Origin of the sequence: Nesterenkonia rhizosphaerae (assembly GCF_039544555.1) — a bacterium.
Classification (GTDB): domain Bacteria; phylum Actinomycetota; class Actinomycetes; order Actinomycetales; family Micrococcaceae; genus Nesterenkonia; species Nesterenkonia rhizosphaerae.
Window position 1 is genome coordinate 1,551,799 of record NZ_BAABLW010000007.1, and the last position, 22,026, is coordinate 1,573,824.

Annotated in this window: 18 protein-coding genes; 9 read left to right on the forward strand and 9 right to left on the reverse strand. The window is 62.2% G+C overall.

Going from position 1 to position 22,026, the window contains the following annotated elements:
• Window positions 1–24: 24 nt before the first annotated feature.
• A complete protein-coding gene (gene sucB, locus ABEA23_RS13010; RefSeq protein ID WP_345478430.1) occupies window positions 25–1,830 on the forward strand; it encodes a 2-oxoglutarate dehydrogenase, E2 component, dihydrolipoamide succinyltransferase in 1,806 nt (601 codons plus the stop codon).
• On the opposite strand, the gene ABEA23_RS13015 is transcribed toward sucB, so the two are convergent.
• Window positions 1,773–2,771: a protein kinase domain-containing protein gene (locus ABEA23_RS13015; RefSeq protein WP_345478431.1), complete on the reverse strand. Its 999-nt coding sequence runs from the start codon at window positions 2,769–2,771 to the stop codon at window positions 1,773–1,775. The two genes, sucB and ABEA23_RS13015, sit on opposite strands and share 58 nt — an antisense overlap.
• On the opposite strand from ABEA23_RS13015, the gene lipB reads away from it, so the two are divergent.
• The 7 genes from lipB to ABEA23_RS13050 all read left to right on the forward strand — a co-directional run bounded on the left by lipB (window position 2,770) and on the right by ABEA23_RS13050 (window position 10,579).
• The gene (lipB, locus tag ABEA23_RS13020; RefSeq protein WP_425577222.1) at window positions 2,770–3,585 is read left to right on the forward strand and encodes a lipoyl(octanoyl) transferase LipB; all 816 of its coding nucleotides are present in this window, start codon (window positions 2,770–2,772) and stop codon (window positions 3,583–3,585) included. The genes ABEA23_RS13015 and lipB overlap by 2 nt on opposite strands.
• Before the next feature lie 80 nt (window positions 3,586–3,665).
• Window positions 3,666–4,646 carry a lipoyl synthase gene (gene lipA, locus ABEA23_RS13025; RefSeq protein ID WP_345478682.1) on the forward strand — a complete coding sequence of 327 codons (981 nt, stop codon included), beginning with the start codon at window positions 3,666–3,668 and terminating at the stop codon, window positions 4,644–4,646.
• Window positions 4,647–4,711: 65 nt separating this feature from the next.
• Window positions 4,712–5,512, forward strand: coding sequence for a DUF4191 domain-containing protein (locus tag ABEA23_RS13030; protein WP_345478433.1), 801 nt, complete (start codon window positions 4,712–4,714; stop codon window positions 5,510–5,512).
• A 270-nt stretch (window positions 5,513–5,782) separates the two neighbouring features.
• Window positions 5,783–6,415 carry a 30S ribosomal protein S4 gene (gene rpsD / locus ABEA23_RS13035; protein WP_044494790.1) on the forward strand — a complete coding sequence of 211 codons (633 nt, stop codon included), beginning with the start codon at window positions 5,783–5,785 and terminating at the stop codon, window positions 6,413–6,415.
• Between the two features lie 165 nt (window positions 6,416–6,580).
• Window positions 6,581–9,274: an alanine--tRNA ligase gene (alaS, locus tag ABEA23_RS13040; RefSeq protein WP_345478434.1), complete on the forward strand. Its 2,694-nt coding sequence runs from the start codon at window positions 6,581–6,583 to the stop codon at window positions 9,272–9,274.
• 7 nt (window positions 9,275–9,281) lie between these two features.
• Complete coding sequence (gene ruvX / locus ABEA23_RS13045; protein ID WP_345478435.1) at window positions 9,282–9,773, forward strand: Holliday junction resolvase RuvX; 492 nt, start codon at window positions 9,282–9,284, stop codon at window positions 9,771–9,773.
• A gap of 98 nt (window positions 9,774–9,871) precedes the next feature.
• Window positions 9,872–10,579: a hypothetical protein gene (locus tag ABEA23_RS13050; protein WP_345478436.1), complete on the forward strand. Its 708-nt coding sequence runs from the start codon at window positions 9,872–9,874 to the stop codon at window positions 10,577–10,579.
• On the opposite strand, the gene ABEA23_RS13055 is transcribed toward ABEA23_RS13050, so the two are convergent.
• The 8 genes from ABEA23_RS13055 to ABEA23_RS13090 all read right to left on the reverse strand — a co-directional run bounded on the left by ABEA23_RS13055 (window position 10,576) and on the right by ABEA23_RS13090 (window position 19,875).
• Entirely contained in the window at window positions 10,576–12,939 is a 2,364-nt protein-coding gene (locus tag ABEA23_RS13055; RefSeq protein ID WP_345478437.1) for a RelA/SpoT family protein, read from the reverse strand. The two genes, ABEA23_RS13050 and ABEA23_RS13055, sit on opposite strands and share 4 nt — an antisense overlap.
• Before the next feature lie 146 nt (window positions 12,940–13,085).
• Window positions 13,086–14,234, reverse strand: coding sequence for a protein translocase subunit SecF (secF, locus tag ABEA23_RS13060; protein WP_345478438.1), 1,149 nt, complete (start codon window positions 14,232–14,234; stop codon window positions 13,086–13,088).
• A complete protein-coding gene (gene secD / locus ABEA23_RS13065) occupies window positions 14,234–16,114 on the reverse strand; it encodes a protein translocase subunit SecD (RefSeq protein WP_345478439.1) in 1,881 nt (626 codons plus the stop codon). The genes secF and secD overlap by 1 nt, the downstream gene beginning before the upstream one ends.
• Before the next feature lie 11 nt (window positions 16,115–16,125).
• Window positions 16,126–16,488, reverse strand: a complete 363-nt coding sequence (locus tag ABEA23_RS13070; RefSeq protein ID WP_345478440.1) for a preprotein translocase subunit YajC — start codon at window positions 16,486–16,488, stop codon at window positions 16,126–16,128.
• A gap of 37 nt (window positions 16,489–16,525) precedes the next feature.
• Window positions 16,526–17,596: a Holliday junction branch migration DNA helicase RuvB gene (gene ruvB, locus ABEA23_RS13075; protein ID WP_345478441.1), complete on the reverse strand. Its 1,071-nt coding sequence runs from the start codon at window positions 17,594–17,596 to the stop codon at window positions 16,526–16,528.
• Window positions 17,593–18,228 (reverse strand): Holliday junction branch migration protein RuvA, encoded by a 636-nt coding sequence (ruvA, locus tag ABEA23_RS13080; RefSeq protein ID WP_345478442.1) that lies wholly within the window; start codon window positions 18,226–18,228, stop codon window positions 17,593–17,595. Before ruvA ends, ruvB begins: the two co-directional genes overlap by 4 nt.
• A gap of 201 nt (window positions 18,229–18,429) precedes the next feature.
• On the reverse strand, window positions 18,430–19,101 hold the full coding sequence (gene ruvC / locus ABEA23_RS13085) for a crossover junction endodeoxyribonuclease RuvC (protein WP_345478443.1): 672 nt from the start codon (window positions 19,099–19,101) through the stop codon (window positions 18,430–18,432).
• A 12-nt stretch (window positions 19,102–19,113) separates the two neighbouring features.
• Window positions 19,114–19,875: a YebC/PmpR family DNA-binding transcriptional regulator gene (locus tag ABEA23_RS13090; protein ID WP_345478444.1), complete on the reverse strand. Its 762-nt coding sequence runs from the start codon at window positions 19,873–19,875 to the stop codon at window positions 19,114–19,116.
• Window positions 19,876–19,977: 102 nt separating this feature from the next.
• On the opposite strand from ABEA23_RS13090, the gene ABEA23_RS13095 reads away from it, so the two are divergent.
• Window positions 19,978–22,011, forward strand: a complete 2,034-nt coding sequence (locus ABEA23_RS13095; RefSeq protein ID WP_345478445.1) for a M3 family metallopeptidase — start codon at window positions 19,978–19,980, stop codon at window positions 22,009–22,011.
• Window positions 22,012–22,026 lie beyond the last annotated feature (15 nt).

The window sequence follows — 22,026 nt, forward strand, 5'->3', positions numbered from 1 at the left end:
GAAAACGAGTAGGAGCCGGACATCATGTCTGAGACCGTCAACCTTCCCGCACTCGGTGAATCTGTCACCGAGGGCACTGTCACCCGCTGGCTCGTCGAGGTCGGAGAGGAGGTGGAGGTCGACCAGCCGATCGTGGAGGTTTCTACGGACAAGGTCGACACCGAGGTTCCCTCCCCCATTGCCGGCGTCATCGAGGAACAACTCGTCGCTGAAGATGAGACTGTCGAGGTCGGTGCACCCCTGGTACGCATTGGCGATGGCTCCGGCGGAGGCTCGAGCTCCGATGACTCCGAGGAGTCGGAGAGCACCGCCGAGGCCGCTGAGGATGCCGCCACTGAGGCAGAAACCCCTGAGGCAACTGCTGAAGCTGCCGAAGAAGCGCCCACCCCGGCTGCTGGTGAATCCGGCGGAGCAGAAGCCACCCCTGAAGAACAGAGCCCGGCAGAGGACACCGGAGCAGCTGGCGGCGACGCCGAAGAGGTGACCCTGCCTGCACTGGGTGAGTCTGTCACTGAAGGTACTGTCACCCGCTGGCTCGTCGAGGTCGGTGATGAGGTGGAGGTCGACCAGCCCCTGCTGGAGGTTTCCACCGACAAAGTCGACACTGAGGTTCCCTCACCGATCGCCGGCACCGTCCAGGAGCTGAAGGTCTCTGAGGACGAGACGGTAGAGGTCGGGGCCGTACTGGCCCTTATCGGCTCCGGCGCCCCGGCGGCACAGTCCGAAGAGCCCACACCTGAGGCTGAATCTGCTCCAGCTGAGCAGCCGGCCAAGGAGGAAGAGCCTGCAGAGGCACCCAGCGAAGAGCCCGCCTCTGAGCCAGAGCCCGAGCAGCGCACCGAAACAAAGTCTGCAGAGAAGGACACCGCGGCGGAGGAGTCCCAGGACGACTCTTCTGCTGAGGGCTATGTCACTCCTCTGGTGCGTCGCCTGGCGAAGAAGGAAGGCGTCGACCTATCTTCTGTCAAGGGCACCGGCGTTGGTGGTCGTATCCGCAAGCAGGATGTCCTTGAGGCCATCGAGGCAAAGAAGAGCTCCGCACCAGCAGAGTCTTCCGGGACCCCGGCTGCCTCCAAGGCCGCCCCTGAGGTCAAGGTGGATACCACTAAGCGCGGTTCCACAGAGAAGGCCCCGCGAATCCGCCAGGTCATTGCCCGCCGCATGAAGGAGTCCCTGGAGGTCTCCGCGCAGCTGACCCAGGTGCAGGAGGTTGACATGACTCGCATCGTCAACCTGCGCGCAAAGGCCAAGCAGGGCTTCAAGCAGCAGAATGGGGTCAACCTCACGTATCTGCCGTTTATCGCCACTGCGGTGACCGAAGGGCTGAAGCAGCACCCCAAGCTCAATGCGGAGTACCACGAGGACAGCCAGGAGATCATTTACCACGACGCCGAACACCTGGCGTTCGCGGTGGACACCGAGAAGGGCTTGCTGGTCCCGGTGATCTCCGATGCAGGAGATCTCTCCATTGCCGGACTCTCCAAGAAGATCGCCGACGTGGCCGAGCGCACCCGTACCAATAAGATCGGTCCGGAGGAACTCTCGGGCGGCACCTTCACCATCACCAACATCGGTTCGGTGGGTGCTCTCTTCGATACCCCGATCATCAACCAGCCCCAGGTTGCCATCCTGGGAACAGGTGCGATCGAGAAGCGTCCGAAGGTTGTCACCGACGCTGATGGCAATGACACCATCGGTATTCGCCACCTGATGTACCTCTCGCTGACCTACGATCACCGCATCGTTGACGGCGCCGACGCCGGCCGTTTCCTTCAGACCCTGAAGGCACGTCTGGAAGAGGGTAACTTCGAGGCCCAGTTGGGGCTCTGAGCCTGATCACGGCGCGATCTGTGGGGATCAGCCTTTCTGGCTGGTCCCCACAGCCGTCTGAACCACCCCACCAGGGGCCGCTTGGCGGCTGGCTCTGGGAGGACCGTAGGCAACTCAGCAAGCACCTGCTCATCGGCTGTTCGCATCAGATTCAGCGGCTCCGGCTCTGCCTGCGAATAAAGCTCACGGGCGAACTCATCAGCAGTAATCCCGCCGGAGGGCTCCAAGGACTCCTCGAGCAGAGAGATCAGCGGCGTCGTGAGATCCGGGCGCAGTGAGCCCAGCGGCAGCCGCACCTGACGAGCTTCTGGCAGCTGTCCTGTCAGGCAGAACCATGCGGTCGCGGCCAACGCAGCTACATCCGCAGCCGGGGATGCGTCTCTTACCGGCATGCCCAGCAGCTGGGCGTCACCGAGATCCGCGAGGGCGGGCAACCCCTCCGGGGTCAGCAGGATATTTGCGGCGGTCACATCGCCATGAGCTGCCCCTAGCTGGTGCAGATGTGCACAGGCTTCGGCTACCGGAGTCAGAGCGGTAACCGTCTCCCCCAGGCTAAGCGGACCAGCGCTGCGCATCAATGCCGCCATTGAACCGCCCTGGTACAAGTCCAGCAACAGCCCTGGCCCCGCCGTCGTCTGTGCAATACCCCAGGGACGGATAAGGTGCGGATGCATCATCGGAAGCATGGCTTCAAACTCCTGCTCCAGGCCGCGTTGTGAGGGCGCCCCTCTTGGTCTGCGAAGCGGGACTTTCAGCGCCATCCTGACCGGTGGCTGGCGCTTGAAGTCGGCCCACACATGTGACTGCGCCGGAGGCCCGGTCCTGGAAACCGACCACACTGCACAGCGTCCGCCGACACCCAGGAGACGCTCCACCACCATGCGGGCGACCCTCGGCGGTGACGACACATTAAGACTGTGGTCATCGTCATATCTGTCCATAGCCCCAGAATGCCGCGGATTTCATCTCGCTGCAGGCGTTTTCCACAGCGCCCCCTCCCCCGACGGGTTTAGGGTAGACACCATGACTCTGGAAACTCGACGTCTGGGCTTTGCTCCTTCCCTGGTGGACTACACCAACGCCTGGGACCTCCAGAAGCAGCTGCACGAAGAGGTGCTCGCTGGGCAGAAGCCCTCCACCCTGCTGCTCCTGGAGCACGCTGATGTCTATACCGCCGGTAAACGCACCGAAGCAGAAGACCGGCCCAAGGACGGAACCCCGGTGGTCGACGTCGACCGCGGGGGAAAGATCACCTGGCACGGCCGCGGTCAGCTGGTGGGCTACCCCATCCTGCACCTGCGTGATCGGGCACTGGTCAAGGACTATGTATGCACCCTCGAAGCGGTGATCATGAAAGTCCTGTCTGAGGATTACGGAATCACCAGTTCCCGGGTTGAAGGGCGCTCAGGCGTCTGGATCACCGGAGGTGCCCAGGATAAAAAAATCGCCGCCGTAGGAATCCGGGTCCATAAATCCGTGACCATGCACGGATTCGCGTTGAACTGCTCCAATGAGCTTGACCCGTTCGAGAATATTATTGCCTGCGGCATCCGCGACGCAGGAACCACAAGCATCACAGCAGAGCTTGGACGAACTGTAACCCCAGCAGATGTGGTGGACCGCATCGAAGCGGAATTAGCCGCTGCTCTGCCCAGTTACATCTATTCAGGCGAGCAGCCACCGTCGTCATCCGACGACGAACCCCTGCTGACCGCCTGCTCGATCTCGCAGCCGAAAGAAGGTGTCCTTAAGTGACGGAACAGGCAGTACGGACCGCAGGAGCATGCGGCACCGGCGGAAACCGCAGCAGCAGTATTGCCCCTGAAGGTCGCCGCATGCTGCGCGTCGAGGCGAAGAACGCAGCGGTACCGGTCGAACGCAAGCCTGAGTGGATGCGGACCAAGGTCAAAATGGGACCGGAGTTCGCCGCGATGAAGAAGCGCGTGGGCTCCAAAGGTCTGCATACTGTCTGCGAAGAAGCCGGCTGCCCGAACATCTTTGAGTGCTGGGAAGACCGCGAGGCGACTTTCCTCATCGGAGGATCCGCCTGCACCCGACGCTGTGATTTCTGCGAGATCGATACCGGCCGCCCCGGTGCACTGGACGAATCAGAACCGCTGCAGGTGGCAGAATCAGTGCGCGAGATGAACCTGCGCTATGCCACCGTCACCGGTGTGGCTCGCGATGACCTCCCCGATGAGGGAGTCTGGCTCTACGCCGAAACCATCCGCAAGATCCACGAGCTGAACCCCGGCACCGGCGTGGAGATCCTGATCCCGGACTTCTCCGGCAAAGAAGAGAACATCGCCGGCATCTGCGAAGCCAAACCCGAAGTCTTCGCCCACAATGTGGAGACCGTCCCGCGTATCTTCCGTCGCATCCGCCCCGCGTTCCGCTACGAGCGCTCGCTGGACGTGCTCACCCAGGGGCGCAAGCATGGCATGATCATCAAGTCCAACCTGATCCTGGGGATGGGTGAGACCCGAGAAGAAGTCACTGAGGCCCTCCAGGACCTGCACGACGCCGGCTGCGACCTGATCACCATCACCCAGTACCTGCGCCCCACTCCGAGGCACCTTCCCGTGGACCGCTGGGTCAAGCCCCAGGAGTTTATGGAGATCTCGCAGGAGGCTGAGGAGATCGGCTTCCTCGGTGTGATGTCCGGTCCTCTGGTGCGTTCTTCCTACCGCGCTGGTTCGCTATGGGCCAAGGCCATGCAGAAGAAGGGCTGGGAGATCCCGGAGCAGCTTCGCCACATCGAGCCTTCCGGCCAGACCAAGCAGGAAGCAGCCACCCTGGTAGCTGCTGGGTTCTGAGCTGGGCAGAGCTAGTCCCGCGGGCGGGGGCATCCTGCCCGCGGCTCGGGTAGAATGGGGCCATTATGGCAGCGAACTCCACCACCCCCCAGGTCACCTCCAAAGCGCAGGCCAAGGCCGAGCTGAAGAAGCTGCGCCAGCAGCAGAAGGTGGAGAAGCAGGAGCGCAAGGCCCGCCGCAAGGCGAACCGGGCCAACGGCGAAGGCTTCTTCTCCAGGATCAAGCAGGTCTTCAACATGACCCGCTCGCACGATCCCAATATCGGCTGGTGGATGGCGCTGGCGGCCTTACTGACCTTCACCGTCATCTTTGTTCTGGTCACCTGGTGGCTGAACTGGATCACCGCGCTGCTGGTGGCTCTGCCGTTCGCCCTGCTTGCTGCGATGATCATCATGAATCGCCGCGCCGAACGCGCAGCCTTTGCCAGGATCGAAGGCCGACCCGGCGCTGCAGCGGCTGCGCTGGGCACCTTGCGCCGCGGCTGGGTGGTCTCGGAAGAGCCCGTAGCAATGGACCCCAAGACGCAGCACGCCATCTTCCGCGTTGTGGGCAAGCCCGGCCTGATCCTGGTGACTGAAGGCGTTTCCGCACACTCCAAGCTTGTCCAGCGCACCCGTAAGCGTTTCAGCCCCATTCTCCGTGACTCCGGAGTCCCGGTGCATGTCGTGGAAACCGGTCGGGGTGAGGGCCAGGTGCCACTGCCCAAACTCACCAAGCACATCAAGAAGCTGGACAAGAAGCTCAATAAGCACGAGGTCCACGAGGTCGAACGTCGCCTGTCGGCCCTACCGATCAGCCGCCCACCAATCCCCAAGGGTGTCGACCCCTACCGCGCGCGACCCGATCGTAAGGCACTGCGCGGTTAAGAAGTCACTGCCCGGCTCGGGCAACGCCCAGAGAAACCCCGTCCTATTCTCAGGATGGGGTTTCTCTATGATCACTGATAGAATGGTCTGCTGTCTGGCAGGCGCGGGTGAGCTTCTTTATAAAGATCCCTCTTCTCCCGTGTCACAGTGACCACGCTACTCGGCAGCGTGGGCTCTCCGTAGGGATCGCGGAGGCCAGGTGCTGTCTGCTCATTCGTGCCGCAGAGAGCAATAAATCACCAAGCCGACTGATTGAAGAAAGGCACCAGTATGCCCACCACCCCCCTGCGCGGTCGTCGGACCGTGAAGGCTTCGCGCGCTCTTGGCATTGCCCTGACGCCGAAGGCCCAGAAGTACCTGGACCGTCGTCCCTACGGCCCCGGCCAGCACGGCCGTACTCGCCGCAAGACTGACTCTGACTACGCGGTGCGTCTGCGCGAGAAGCAGCGTCTTCGCGCCCAGTACGGCATCCGCGAAGCTCAGATGACTCGTTACTACGAGGAGGCCAAGCGCCAGTCTGAGGGCCTGACCGGTGAGAACCTCATCGAGCTGCTCGAGTCCCGCCTGGACGCCCTGGTTCTGCGTGCTGGCTTCGCCCGCACCATTGCCCAGGCTCGCCAGTTTGTGGTGCACCGTCACATCCTGGTCAACGGCAAGCGCGTGGACCGTCCGTCCTTCCGCGTCAAGCCCGGCCAGATGATCCACGTGCACGAGCGCTCCGAGAAGTTCGAGCCCTTCCAGATCGCCGCTGCCGGCGCTCACCAGGAAGTGCTCCCGGCTGTTCCCGGTTACCTCAACGTGGAAATCGAGAAGCTGCAGGCCACCCTGGTCCGCAAGCCCAAGCGCGCTGAGGTCCCCGTGACCTGCGAAGAGCAGCTCGTGGTCGAGTACTACGCTCGCTGATCTGCTAGATCTTTAGTATCTTCGCGCTGGAGCCCGTCGCCACCCCGCTGTAAGGGGTTGCGGCGGGCTCCAGCCGTTTCACCACGACACCACAGCAGGCACTGGCCTCGCTGTTCCACTAAGATTGACCAGTCAACGCCCCACAGCAGAAGGACGCTTCTTCCGATGAAGTCTCAGGACATCGCCAGCACCTGGTACGACTACTTCGCCGCCAAAGGCCACGAGCGGGTACCTTCGGCGTCACTGGTCTCCCCTGAGCCATCTCTGCTTTTCACTATTGCCGGCATGGTGCCATTCATCCCCTACTTCATGGGTCTGGAGACTCCGCCGTACCGCCGCGCTGCCAGCGTGCAGAAGTGCATCCGCACCGCAGACATCGAAGAGGTGGGCAAGACTGCACGTCACGGCACCTTCTTCCAGATGTGCGGCAACTTCTCCTTCGGGGACTATTTCAAAGAGACCGCAATTCCGATGGCTTGGGAGCTATTGACTTCCCCGGTGGAGGGCGATCCCGAAACTGGCCTTCGCGGCTTCGGCTTGGATCCGGAGCGGCTCTGGGTCACCGTCTACGAGGACGACGACGAAGCACTGGCCATTTGGCGCGACACAGTCGGAGTGCCTCAGGAGCGCATTCAGCGATTCGACGCTGAAGACAACTACTGGAACACCGGTCAGCCCGGCCCAGGCGGGCCCTGCTCCGAGATCTACTACGACCGCGGCCCGGCCTACGGTATCGAAGGCGGCCCTGCCGCCGATGACACCCGCTATGTGGAGATCTGGAACCTGGTCTTCATGCAGGACCTGCTCTCGGCAGTCCATTCGAAGACTGAATTCGAAGTCTCGGGTCCTCTGCAGAACAAGAACATCGACACCGGCTTGGGCCTGGAGCGCCTGGCAATGATTCTCCAGGGTGTCGAGAACATGTATGAGACCGACCAGGTCCGCCCCGTCCTGGATCGTGCAGCCGAGCTCGCTGGGGTGACCTATACCTCCACCGAAGATCCCCAGGACCCGCATCACACCACCGATGTGCGGCTGCGGATGATCGCCGATCATGTCCGCAGCGCTCTCATGCTCATCACTGACGGGGTGCGCCCCTCCAACGAGGCTGGCGGCTTCATCCTTCGTCGGCTGATTCGCCGTGTCATTCTCGGCATGCGCCTGCTCGGGGTGGAGAAACCAGTCTTCGGCGATCTGCTCAGCGTCTCTCGTGACGCCATGAAGGGTGTCTATCCGGAAGTGGCAGAGCGATTCGAGACCATCCACCAGGTAGCGGTGAAGGAAGAGCAAGCTTTCCTGCGCACCATCTCTGCAGGCACTGAACGACTTGAGAGTGCGGTGACACACGCAAAGAAGTCAGGCCGTCCGCTCTCCGGCGATGATGCCTTCGCCCTTCATGACACCTACGGCTTCCCCATTGACCTGACCTTGGAGATGGCAGAAGAGGCCGGAGTCAGCGTAGACCAGGAGACCTTCCGTGCGCTGATGACCGAGCAGCGCGAGCGTGCCCGCGCCGATGCCAAGGGCAAGAAGTCCGGGCATGCCAACACTGAGGTGTACCAGAAACTGCTGGCAGAAAAGCCCACTCACTTCACCGGCTACACCGAGCACACTACCGAGTCCCGTATCCGTGGCCTGCTGGTCGCCGGGGAGACACGTGATCGGGCCGCTGCCGGCGATGAGATCGAAATTGTTCTGGATGCCACTCCCTTCTATGCGGAGGCCGGCGGCCAGGCCCCCGATACTGGGCGTATCACTGGTGACGGCTTCGAGCTTGAAGTCACCGATGTGCAGTCGCCTATCAAGGGGCTGTCCGTGCACCGCGCCCGGGTGGTCTCGGGCGAAGTGCCCTCCGGGGCTGAAGTGCTGGGCAGTATTGATGTCCGTCGACGCCTCGACGCGCAGAAGGCACATTCGGCAACCCATATCCTCCACGCAGCTCTCCATGATGTCCTGGGCCCGGAGGCCGTGCAGGCAGGGTCCTTCAATAAGGAGGGATACCTGCGTTTCGACTTCACTCACGACGACGCCCTCTCCCCCGCCGCTCGCCAGGAACTGGAAGAAATCTCTAACCTGGCGATCCGTGACAACTACGAGGTGGCCACCAAGGTCATGGCCCTCGATGAGGCCAAGGCGCTGGGCGCGATGATGCTCTTCGGCGAGAAATACGGAGATCAGGTCCGCGTCGTGGAGATGAACGGGCCGTGGTCGCGGGAACTCTGCGGCGGCACCCACGTCACCAGCACCTCCGAGATCGGGACCATGGCTCTGCTCTCAGAAGCTTCAGTCGGTTCGGGCAACCGCCGAGTGGAAGCCTTGGTCGGCCTTGACGCTTTTAAGCACTTTGCTGCTGAGCGCACTCTGGTGAACCAGTTGACGGAGATGCTGAAGGTTCCCGCAGATCAGGTGCCGGATCGTATTTCTGCCACCCTCGCCAAGCTGAAGCAGACTGAACGCGAACTGGAGCGGCTGCGGTCAGAGCAGCTGAAGGCTCAGGCCGGAAATCTGCTGCAGCAGGCAGTCGATGCCGACGGCGTCTCGGTCTTGACCCACCATGCCGGTTCCGCCGGCGGGGACGATCTGCGCCAGCTGGTGATGGATCTGCGCGGCCGCTTCGGTTCCCAGGCCGCTGTCGTGGCGGTGGCAGCTGAATCTAAGGGGCGCCCGGTGATTGTCATTGGCACCACAGAGGCAGCACGTGCCGCTGGACTTGCCGCCGGTGAACTGGTCAAGACCGCTTGCGGTGTGCTCGGAGGCGGAGGCGGCGGCAAGCCCGATCTGGCACAGGGCGGCGGGCAGGACGCAGCCAAGATCGACGACGCACTCAGCGCCGTCGTCGCTGCGGTGCGTGGACGCTGAGTAGCCGATGAGTGCGCGCGCCGGAGTTCGACTCGCCGTCGACGTCGGGGATGTTCGAGTAGGCTTGGCGGCTTCGGATCCCGACGCCTTAATGGCAACGCCGGTCATGACGCTACGCAGAGACGCTAACCGGGGCTCTGATCTGCGAATGCTGCTGAAGATCATCGCCGACCGTGCCGCAGTCGTGGTGTACGTGGGTTTGCCACTATCGCTGTCTGGGACAGAGACACCGTCGACCCAGAAGGCCCGCGACTACGCTGTGGCTCTAGCGTCACAACTGGCGGAGCAGGCCAGCCCCACCCAGGTGCGGCTGATAGATGAGAGGCTCTCCACAGTCTCTGCAGCCGAAAAGATGCGAGCCGCTGGTGTGGAGGCGAAGAATCAGCGCTCGACCATTGACCAGGCTGCCGCAGTGGAGATCCTGACCCACGCGCTCGATATGCGTTCGGCCCTGGGTCGGGAGGCAGGAACGCTGGTGGAGATCGACCCGGAGAGCTAAACACTCTCACTGCAGGGTCTCACCCGCTCCGCCGAACTTCTTTCCACAGTCCCACTAGCACTCTTGAGACGCCGCTCCCAGGCGGCGAAGCTTGGTTCATGGCTTCCGATTCGACTGCTCACTGCGCTGCCGGACCTCCTGTACCGCAGCAGGGGCACTATCTCCGGCCCGGGCGCCCCTTCAGCCTGGCTGAGCTGCACTCACTCTGTCTCGACGGCGTGCTGCAGTATGTCTTCGCAGACGTCTACGCGTGGGCAGAATTGCCCGCGGACAGGAGCCTGCGCACCGGGGCCGCAGCCAGTGTGCTCAGCTCGACACTGCGTGACTCAACGGTGCTCTGCGGTGAAACGGCAGCCTGGATTCACTTGGGTGGTCACGGCCCGCAGGTTGTCACGGTCATCTCGTCGGGTACGTTCCGCCGTCCCACCGGACCACTCCGGCGCTGGCAGGTGCATCAGGTTCCACTGTCACCGGATGAATGTGCACAGCTCGACGACACGCTGATGCCGGTGACCACACCCGTGCGCACTGCAGCGGACCTGCTAGTCGGCGTGGGCATCCCTGGCGACCGCCGTCGGCTTGACGAGCTGCTCAGCGACCCTGCTGATGCAAGTCCCAACAGTGGATCCAGTCTGCCTGCCGAACATGAACTGCGCCGCAGACTGGAGCTAGTAGCTCAGTTGGTAGCGGCAACGAATTGCTCTGCGCCTGAGCTGGCTGAGACCGTCTGCAGGAGGCTGACCTATACGGCGCGCATCAGTATCGACCCAGAGACCGTGCAGGACCTGCTGGGCAGAGCACTCTAATCGTGGAGTTCGCGACGCTTACCCACGGTGCGGTAGACGTCGTAGACCCCGTCGATACGGCGTACAGAATTCAGCACATGGTTGAGATAGCGCGGATCCCCCATCTCAAAGCTGAACCGTGAGATCGCGACTCGGTCGCGGGAGGTGTGGACAGTCGCGGAGAGGATATTGACCTGGGACTCGGCGAGTACTCGTGTCACATCCGAGAGCAGTGACTTCCGGTCCAGGGCTTCGACCTGGATCTCCACCAGGAACACAGAAGACTTAGTGGGAGCCCATTCAACCTCGACGAGACGTCCAGGCTGCTCCCGCAGCTGACGGACGTTGCGGCAGTCTGCCCGGTGAACGGACACTCCCTGACCTCGGGTGACGAAGCCCTCGATCTCATCCGGCGGCACGGGTGTGCAGCAGCGGGCGAGCTTGGCAAGCACATTGCCAGCACCTTTGACCACCACGCCGGCGTCTGAATACTCAGAGGGGCGCATACTCGGTGAGGTGATCGGGGTGGTGTCGTGCTCCTCGGAGTCCTCGTCCTCGGTATCAAAGAGAGCCGTGAGGTGTTCGATGACGTTCTGTGTGGAGACGTGCTCCTCACCGACTCCGGCGTACAGGCCCGAGATATCTGCATAGTGAAGCTGCTGGGCGATGGTCTGCAGCACATCTGGATTCATGACCTTCTGCAGCGGCAGGCTGGACTTCCGCACCGCCTTGGTCAACATTTCCTTGCCGCGTTCAATAGATTCTTCGCGGCGTTCCTTGGAGAACCACTGACGGATCTTATTGCGCGCCCGGGCGGACTTGACGAACATCAGCCAGTCATTGCTGGGACCAGCACCTTCAGCCTTGGAGGTGAAGATCTCCACCCAGTCGCCGTGCTGCAGCTCTGAACTCAGCGGCACAAGTTTGCCATTGACCCGGGCACCGATCGTCTTATGTCCCACATCGGTGTGAATGGTGTATGCAAAATCTACCGGCGTAGCCCCAGCCGGCAGGGAGATGACCTCGCCCTTCGGCGTATAGACGAAGACCTCTTTGGCGTTGATCTCATAGCGCAGCGACTCGAGGAACTCGTCCGGGTCTTTTGTTTCAGACTGCCAGTCCACCAACGAACGCAACCAGCCGATATCAGCGGTGGCTTGTGATTGCTGCCGGGCACCAGGGGCTACGGAGGCCGGTGCGGTAGAGACCGAGGATTCCTCGGTCTGGGAGCTTCCCTGCTGCTTGTATTTCCAGTGAGCAGCCACACCATATTCAGCGCGCCGGTGCATTTCATAGGTACGGATCTGCACCTCCACCGGTTTCCCCGAAGGACCAAGCACCGTGGTGTGCAGTGACTGGTACATGTTGAACTTCGGCATCGCGATGTAGTCCTTGAACCGCCCAGGCAGCGGGTTCCAGCGGGCATGCAGAGTGCCCAGGGCCGCATAGCAGTCGCGCACAGAGTCAACCAGCACACGGACACCCATAAGGTCATGGATATCGTCGAATTCTTTTCCGCGCACGATCATCTTCTGATAGATCGAGTAATAGTGCTTGGGCCGGCCGGTGATTGTTGCTGCGATGTTTGCACCGTTAAGATCATCGGCGATCTGCTGCCGCACCTCGGAGAGAAACTTCTCGCGCTGCGGCGTCCTGTCCCCCACCAGTCGGACGATCTCCTCGTAGACCTTCGGGTACAGGGCCGCGAAGGACAGATCCTCAAGCTCCCATTTGATGGTGTTCATGCCCAGCCGATGTGCCAGTGGCGAGAAGATCTCCAGGGTCTCTTTGGCTTTGCGGGCACTGGACTCTGCTGGGACGTATCTCCAGGTGCGGGCGTTGTGCAGACGGTCAGCGAGCTTGATCATCAGCACCCGAATGTCCTTGGCCATGGCCAGGACCATTTTGCGTACTGTTTCAGCCTGGGCGGCGTCGCCGAATTTCAGCTTATCGAGCTTCGTCACTCCGTCGACCAGCTGCGCGATCTCTTCACCGAATTCATCGGTCAGCTGTTCGAGGCTGTACTCGGTGTCCTCCACAGTGTCATGCAGCAGGGCCGCTGCAAGCGTGGAACCGTTGAGGCCGAGTTCGGCGAGGATCGTCGCCACGGCGACGGGGTGGGTGATGTAGGGATCGCCGCTCTTGCGCTTCTGATCACGGTGGTGGTGATGAGCGACGTCGAAAGCTCGTCGGATCAGCGGAAGGTCCTGATCGGCGCCGTTGGACCTCATCGCGCGAAGCAGCGGCTCCAGCAGAGGTGAGTCGCTGGAGCCGGCGACGACGCCTACGCTTCGGGACCGGCGCGGAACCACGGGACGAACGTCTCCTGTCGAAGCCTCAGGCGTCGATGATCCTTCGGACGCAGCAGAGCTATCTGACATGGTCAGGCCTTTACTGCTGGCTGCTTCGGGGGCAGAACCGGCCGAGGCCGCGCGTGCTGATGCACTGTCCTGAGTCACTGACGCCTGCCTTCCCGGGTCGGGCGCTCCGCCCAGAACCCTGGTCGGAAAACGCCATAGGGGCTATTCTATCGAGATTCGTGACCCGAATGATCCGGGGTGTCAGCGCTGATGACAATCTCGTAGCCGAGATCCTCGTCCTCAAGCTCTTCCGGCTCGGGTTCTGGCAGTGGTGGGAATGGCACTGGCCTGCCGTGGTCGTCCAAGGGGGTGCCCGAGGCCGTAACGCTACCGATGCCGCGCTCCTGACGCAGTGCCAACACCTCGTCAGTATGGGCCTTGATATCTGCATCATGGCGACGCATCCGGGCGTAGAGCGGGGCCTGAACAAAGATAGTGGCGATCGTGCCCACAATGATGCCGATGAACAGGGCCAGCGCGATATCGCGCAGCGTACCGGCGCCCAGCAGCCAGGAGCCGATGAACAGGATCGACCCAACCGGCAGGATACCGACCACTGAGGTATTGATGGATCGCACCAGAGTCTGGTTGATCGCGAGATTCACCCGTTCGGTAAAGGTCTGATCCTTCTGCTGCTGCAGCGACTCCAGGTTCTCGCGGATCTTGTCGAAGACCACCATTGTGTCGTAGAGCGCGTAGGAGAGGATCGTCAGGAAGCCGATAATCGCACTCGGTGTGACTTCGAAGCCGGAGAGCGAATAGATGCCGACGGTCGTGACCACGACGAATCCGAGGCCTGCGATCGCTGCCAGGGACATCTTCCAGGTCCGGAAGTAGAACGCCATATATAGCGTAACCAGCACTAGGAAGATCACCAGGCCGATGAGCATCTGCTGTGAGACGTGCTCACCCCAAACCGGGCCGATGAAGCTGGACGAGACCTGCTCTGCCGAGACGCCGTAGCCATCCTGCAGGGCCTGTGCTACTTCAAGCGTCTGCTCGTCGTCCAGCTCTTCAGTCTGAACCCGCACTGTGCCAGGAGCGATGTTCGTCACCGCTGCGGTCTGTCCCGAGATTTCCGAGACGACGTCCTCACCGATGCTGATATCGGTGTCCTGAGTCTGCGAGATGGTGAACTCGCTGCCGCCGGTGAACTCAATTCCTAGGTTGAAGCCTCCGCGGAAGAAAGGCACGGCCACAGCGGCAACCATCAGCAGCGCGGCAACCATGAACCACAGGTTGGAACGCTGGATGAAGGGGAAGCTGCGCTCGCCGGTGTAGAGCTGATTTCCGGCCTTGGAGAATCCTGCTGCCATCAGCGTGCCTCTTCCTGTGCCTGATCAGCCAATACGCCGCTAGCTCGTGAACGCTCCTCACGGGCGCGGCGCCGTTCAGCGATGGTCATCTGGGCCCACTCATCCTCAGGGATATCGGGTACTTCCTGCTGGCGTGCCGCACGCGCAGGGTTGTCGGAATCGCCGGTGACACTCTCGGCGGCTGTTTCGCCCTCGACAGCTCCGGAGTGCACCACGTTGCTGCGAGCAAACCTTCCGGCACCGCGATAAAGCACATCTACTCCGAGTTCGTCAGCACTGAGACCAGAGAATCTCTTCCCGGAGGCGAAGAACTTCCGTCGCGCCAGCACCTGCATCAGCGGGTGGGTAAACAGGAACACCAGGATGACGTCGATCAGCGCGGTGAGACCCAGCGTGAAGGCGAAGCCGCGCACGTTGCCCACTGCTACCAGATAAAGCACGACGGCGGCGAGTACGTTGACGGCTTTGGAGGCGAGGATAGTACGGCGTGCCCTGGACCAGCCGGCCTCTACGGCACCTGGCAGGGAGCGACCTTCTCGCAGCTCATCCTTGATGCGTTCGAAGTACACCACGAAAGAATCGGCAGTGAGTCCAATCGAGAGGATCAGGCCGGCAATACCAGCCAGTGAGAGACGGTAGCCGTCAGTCCAGCCTAAGAGCGAGATAGCCCACCAGGTGATGACACCGACCACGACCAGCGACGGGATAGTCACCGCAAGGGCTAGTGCGCGGTATTGGAAGATGGCATACCCAGCGGTGAGCAGCAGGCCGATGATGCCAGCCAGCAGACCCATACGGAGCTGATCCTGGCCCAGAGTGGCCGAAATCTGCTGCTCGGATTCGATGCTGAAGCTGATGGGCAGTGAGCCGTAGCGCAGCTGTTCGGAGAGGTTACGTGCGTCCTCCTCGGTGAAATCTCCGCTGATCTGCGCGTTTCCGTCAAGGATGGGGTTGATCATTCCCGGTGCGGAGATGACATGTCCGTCAAGGACGATGGCGAACTGGTTGCGCGGATCCCCCTGGGGAAACCCATTCAGACGGGTGGAGGACTCGCGGAAGCGTTCAGTACCTTCAGAATCGAAGGATAGGTGAACCACCCAGCCTGGACGATCCTGGGCGGAACCGAAGCTGGCGTCGGAGATCAGAGTTCCTGGTACATCCACCGGTCCCAGCAGGTAGGTGGCACCGGAGTTGGGGTCACAGGTGATCGTGGGCTCATCAGCCTCGGCGGAGCTGCGTTCGTCAACACTGGCGTCGCGCGAGCAGCTGTAGTTCTCGAAGTCTGCGGCCAGCTCAGGAGTGATCCAGTTCAGGTCAGAGTTGTTCTGCGGCTCACCCTCAGGCTCAGGGAAATCCTCCGGGCGGGCAGCTTCTTCATCCTGCTCCTCCCGGGCGTCATCAACTTCGGCTTCAATGGCCTCGGCTTCTTCGTCCGTGAGCTCTTCGTTGTCCTCAGCCAGGAGCACATTCTCCACGTAGTCAATGTCTACGCCGGTCTGAAGTACGGGTCGGAACTCCATGTCCGCACTGGCCTGGATGAGCTCTCGGGTGCGCTGATCTGGGACACCCGGCAGAGACACCACAACGTTCTCTGCGCCCTGCGTGGTGATCTCGGCTTCGGCGACTCCGCTTCCGTCTACGCGCTGGCGGATGATCTCCACCGCTTGCTGCAGCTGCTCGCTGTCGATCTGCTCACCAGCTTCGACCTGCGGGGCAAGCACCATCTGGGTGCCGCCTTCGAGGTCCAGAGCCAGTAGCGGTGCCCATTGAGCACGGCCATCAGCGACGCCATAGGCAAGCAGGCCGCCCATACCCAAGAGGAGAATGAGCAGCCCGAGGAGTGCGGCGCGCGCCTTGCGCACCGGAGTGGGAGTGGCCATAGGAGTAAAAGTCAGTCTGTCTCGGTGGTGGCCTGGCCCGGGGTCTGCTGACCCGGTGCGGGCTCAGTCACCTGCTGGACGGCTCCAATGAGGAAATCTGCGCGGCCACCGCCGGAGAATTCTAGGGTGATGCGCTGACGGGCCTCGTCGCGCTGCACGACGGTGCCGACCAAGCCACCAGCAGTCACCACCTCGGCTCCGACGACAGCAGCGGCGTGGGCCTGCTTCTGCTGCTCGCGCATTTTCTTACCGCGACGGAAGGTCAGGACCATGAACAGCACCAGGATGCCGAGCATGATCAGCAGCAGCGGATCCGCCATAGGATTTGCGGCACCCTGCTGGGCAACGAACTGGAGAAAAGGCGTCTCAATCACAGCCGCCTACGATATCAGCTTCACCTCATAGGCGGGACTATGACGCTGGATCACGGCGATCTTCAGCCTCCAGCGTAGCCCCGGGGATTTCTGCTGGGGGTGTAAGCCCCAAGTGCCGCCAGGCGGCATCGGTGGCGATTCTTCCGCGTGGAGTCCGGGCCAACAGCCCTTCGCGCACCAGATACGGTTCGGCCACGGTCTCCACGGTTTCCGACTCTTCCCCCACCAGAATGGCCAAGGTGGAGAGCCCCACGGGTCCGCCGCGGAAGGTGGTGCACAGAGCTTCTAGTACCGCCCGATCCAGGCGGTCTAATCCTCGGGTATCCACTTCGTAGGTGTTCAGTGCGTCAGAGGCGGCGTGCTGGTCAACGGTGGGGATCTGGTGGACCAGAGCCCAGTCGCGCACCCGGCGCAGCAGCCGGTTGGCAATTCGCGGCGTCCCGCGCGATCGCGAGGCGATTTCGGTGAAGCCTTCGGAGGTGACGTCTATGTCCAGCATTCCTGCTGAGCGCCGCAGGACCTTCTCCAGTTCCCCCGCCGAGTAGTACTCCAGGTGACCGGTAAATCCGAAGCGGTCTCGCAACGGGCCGGGTAATAAACCTGCCCGCGTGGTGGCACCCACCAAAGTAAAGGGAGGCAGTTCCAGTGGAATGGAAGTGGCGCCGGCCCCTTTGCCGACGATGATGTCGACCCGGAAATCTTCCATGGCCATATAGAGCATCTCTTCTGCCGGGCGAGACATTCTGTGGATCTCGTCAATGAAGAGCACCTCCCCTTCAGTGAGCGAGGAGAGGATTGCTGCCAGGTCACCGGCATGCTGTATGGCTGGACCGGAGGTGATGCGCAAGGGTGCGCCCATCTCAGCGGCGATGATCATGGACAGGGTGGTCTTACCCAGTCCCGGTGGCCCGGAGAGCAGAACGTGGTCTGCCGCAGTGCCGCGAATCTTCGATGACTGCAGCAGCAGGGAGAGCTGGGCGCGAACGGTAGCCTGCCCGACAAAGTCATCCAGTGCCTTGGGGCGCAGCGCCGCCTCCAGGGCCTTCTCCTCGGCCGCCTGGGCGGTGCCGACGATTTCCCGAGGATCGCCTTCCGGCTGAAGTGTCATGCCCGTGCTCCCGTCCTGGAGCCCAGCCCGCGCAGTGTGCTGCGCAGCAGTACTGCCGTGTCAGCTTCGGCCAGCTCCGGCTCGGCCGAAATGGTTGCTTGCACGGCTGCTTCAGCGTCCTTCTCCGTCCACCCCAGCGACGTCAACGCCGAACGTACTTCCGCGAGCGTGGTGTCCGCAGCGGTCGGGGCAGATGCAGTCTTTGCCGCAGAAGTCGTCGCTGGCTCATCAATGACCAGCTTGCCAGCCAGTTCAAGCAGGATGCGCTGGGCGGTTTTCTTTCCGATTCCGGGCACTTTGGTGAAAGCGACAGTATCGGAGTCCCGAATGGCGGCACGCACTTCATCCGGTGTATGAACGCTGAGCACAGCCAGCGCTAGCCGCGGCCCCACACCGGAAATCGACAGCAGGGTGGAAAATATCTCGCGCTCGCTCTCATCGGCGAAACCGAATAACAGCGGCGCCTCATCCTGTCGAGGCACATAGCTGGTCTGCAGGCGAACACTCTGGCCGGTACGCAGCTGGCCCAGGGTCTGCGCTGTGGCATTGACGTGCAGACCAACCCCAGAGACCTCGACGACGGCGTGGTCCAGGGCTACTTTGAGCACCTCACCGCGGATACTGGAGATCATGGGGCTCCTTCTGGGGTTCCCGGCTGCCCTGGGCAGGCCGCATTAGAAAATGTCTTCGATCAGCCTAGCCGAGTGTGAGCCCGCAGCCCGAAAACCGCGAATGCGTGTCTGCTTGGCCGCGCCGTCACAAGTTCGGCGCGGGCTGAGCGCACTATCAGAACTCAGACGCGCGTCTTCAAGGACTCCAATGCCTCACAGTGCTCAACGGCCGAGTGCGCGCTTCTCGGCTGCCTGCCAGGCGCGCTGCGCGGGTGTGAGCCCACCCTTCTGTGCTGCTGCCGCACGTTGCATGGCGGTACGGGCGCCCTGGTGCGTAGAGGTATTGGCTGTCATGCTGAAGCGCGCCCCGACTCCGGAGCGCCAGGCATGGCAGATGGCCACAGCGTATGCATCGGTGGCGTCCACCGGTTTCGGGAGCCCCGGCAGCTTGAGAATGCGCTGGACCATGCGAGCTACCGCATCCTTACTGGCGTTGCCGTCGTCGGTCACTGCTGCCTTGACCTCGCTGGGGGTATGCCAGGCAACAGGGATTCCGCGAGCTGCCGCCGCGGCGATCACCACTCCAGAGGCCTGGGCGGTGGCAATCGCGGTGGGCGCATTATTAGAGGCGAAGACTCTCTCTATTGCCAGAACATCTGGGGCGTAGCTGTCCAGCAGGTTTTCGGCCGCGCGTTGAATCGCCAGGATTCGGTGTGCCAGATCCTCGTCACTGCGCGTGCCTTTGACCTCAACATGGACAGAATGTCCTTTGCGATTAGGGTTCATCTCCACCACAGCAAAGCCGCAGCGGGTCAGCCCAGGGTCCACACCAAGGATCCGCTGGGCGGTCCGGGAGTTCCCTGCTGTGGTGCCGATCCGCTGCGGCAGTGCCATAGGGGTGACGGCTCAGCTCTCGGCGTCGAGCGCGGCCAGGGTGTCAGCGCTGAGGTCGGCATTGGTGTGGATGTTCTGGACGTCGTCGAGGTCATCCAGGGCGTCATGGAGCTTCAGGAACTTCTTGGCAGACTCCAGGTCCAGGTCCACCTTCACATCCGAGACAAAGGCCACCTCGTCGGAGTCATAGGCAATGCCTGCCTCCTCGAGCCCCTGCACCACTGCCTGGAGGTCGCTGGCCTCGGACTGGACTTCGAAGTTCTCGGCGTTCTCGATAACCTCTTCGACGCCTGCATCCAGAACCGCCGCGAGGACATCATCTTCGGTGAGGTCCTCGGTCTTGGGCACGGTAACAACGCCCTTGCGCTGGAACATGTAAGCCACAGAACCAGGGTCTGCCACGGTGCCACCGGAGCGTGTCACCGCGGTGCGCACCTCAGCGGCGGCGCGGTTACGGTTATCAGTCAGACACTCCACCAACAGTGCCGAGCCCTGCGGACCGCGCACCTCGTAGGTGATCTCCTCGTAATCGACAGCGTCGCCGGTCAGGCCCGCACCGCGCTTGATCGCGCGGTCGATGTTGTCATTGGGCACCGATTCCTTCTTGGCTTTGGTCACAGCCAGAGCCAATGCAGGGTTGCCTTCAATATCGGCGCCGCCGTTGCGTGCCGCGACTTCGATCTGCTTGATGTAGCGGGCGTTGATCTTGGCTCGCTTGGCGTCCACCGCTGCCTTGCGGTGCTTGGTGTTGGCCCATTTGGAATGGCCGGCCATAGTTCTCCTCAAGAGGTTGCGGTGTGCAGCGATGCATTTAGTTGCATACTGCAACGGTGTCTGTAGGCTGTTCACCAGAATATCGGCTGAAAGGTGACTACCGTGGCACAGACATTCCCTCCCCGGTCTCTGGACTATGGCTATCCAGATCTGACCGCCTTCGACGACGCCGCCTGGCTGAGCGTCTTTGATGCCGGTTTTGCCCGTCACAAGGAAGAGATTGAGACCATCGCCGCTGCGGGAGAGCCAGCGACTGTAGCTAATACGCTTCAAGCCTTCGGTCGCTCCGGGGCTTTGCTGAACTCAGCCATGCGCGCTTTCTCGTGTGTCTATTCTGCCCACGCTACTGAAGCCCGACAGCAGGTCTATGCCGAGCTCGCCCCTCGGCGCGCTGCGCATGAGGACTGGATCGCCCTGCATCCTCAGCTCAATGCTCGATTCCGTCAGCTCCGCGACCGTATGGATGCGGGCGAGGTGGAGGCATCAGCTGAACAGCGCTGGATGCTCCAGCACCAATTGGTCAAGGCTGAGGCTGCCGGTGCAGCTCTGAATGAGTCCGACCGCGCCCGACTTCTTGAGCTGAATCAACAGCTAGCCGCTGAGGAGACCGCCTATCAGCAGTTGCAGTCCCGCGAGGCTGTGGAGCGCGCGCTTGTGGTGCAACGCCGCGAGGAGCTCGAGGGTCTCAACTCCGCCCAGATTGACGCGGCTGCTGCCGCTGCTAAGACCGCCGGTCACCGTGATGGTTATCTGCTGAGTCTGACGATGCCCGTCCAGCAGCAGGCCCTGGCAGAGTTACAGCATCGCCAGACCCGTCGTCGGCTGCATGAGGCCTCGGTGGGCCGCGGCAGCCTGGCCGGATCTGATGGCCGCACCACTTATGACATCGGCGCCAGCATCGCCTCCCTTCGCGCGCAGAAGGCACAGCTGCTGGGCTTCAGCAACTACTTCGAATCCGTCCTACCGCTGCGCACAGCCACGAGCACCGAAGCGGTGAAGCAGATGCTGCAGAAGATCGCCGCAGGCGCGGCGCAGCGCCTCCAGCAAGAAGCCTCAACTATCGCCGAGGCTAGTGGTCTCGGCGAGGATCTGGCCGCCTGGGATATGTCCTATTGGATTCACCGCTTGAAACCGGGTTCAGCTGCCGCTGCCGAGGAGTCTGCTGCCCCCGCGTTTCCGATCACTCTTGATCAGGCCTTGACTCGGGTTTTCGACGCCGCACAGCGGACCTACGGGCTTCACGTAGTGGAACGGAAGGATCTCCCGGGCTTCGTCCCCGGGGCCCGCAGCTTTGAGGTTTTCGACGGCGCCCCCGGCGAAGCAGGCACTGGCATCGGCTTGTTCCTGCTGGATATCCACTCCCGCCCCACCAAGTCCGGCGGTGCCTGGATGAACTCCTTCGCCGTCGCTTCTGAGCTTTCAGGAACGCGTCCGGTGGTCATCAACTGCTTGAATGTCTCTCCTCCGGCGCCGGGTCAGCCCACTATCCTCTCGGCCGGGGAGCACAAGACGCTCTTCCATGAGTTCGGTCATGCGTTGCATGGGCTTCTTGCTGCTGCAGAATTCGAGGAGCTATCGGGCACTGCGGTCCCCCGGGACAATGTGGAGTTCCCTTCGCAGGTCAATGAGGTCTTTCAGGATCTCTACTCCCCCACCCCCACACGCCCAGGCGCAGTACCTTCTGAGCAGGAGCTCTGGGGCAAGGGGCTGAGCACGGTCGAGCATGTAGCCGCTGTGGTCATTGATATTGCCTGGCATAGCCTCACGCCCGACCAGGCCGAAGAAGCCCGGCAGGATCCTCGCGGATTCGAACAGCGAGCACTGGCCGAGTGGGGCTTGAACCTCGACCTCGTGCCGCCGCGGTACTCCAGCGGCTTCTTTAAGCACATCTTTGCCAGCTCGGGCTACGCAGCCGGGTATTACTCCTACTTGTGGGCTGAGGTGCTGGCCGCAGATGCCAGCGAGTGGTTCCGTGAGGTGCTCAACGACGACGAGGCGCTGGCTCGCCGCGGCGCACATTTCCGGGCTGAACTTCTCTCCCGGGGTAATACCCGGGATCCGCTGGAATCTTATCGCCGAGCGGTGGGGCGCGACCCCCAGGTGGAGCCTCTGCTGCGCAGCTTAGGACTGGCGTGACCTGCGCCGCGCAGC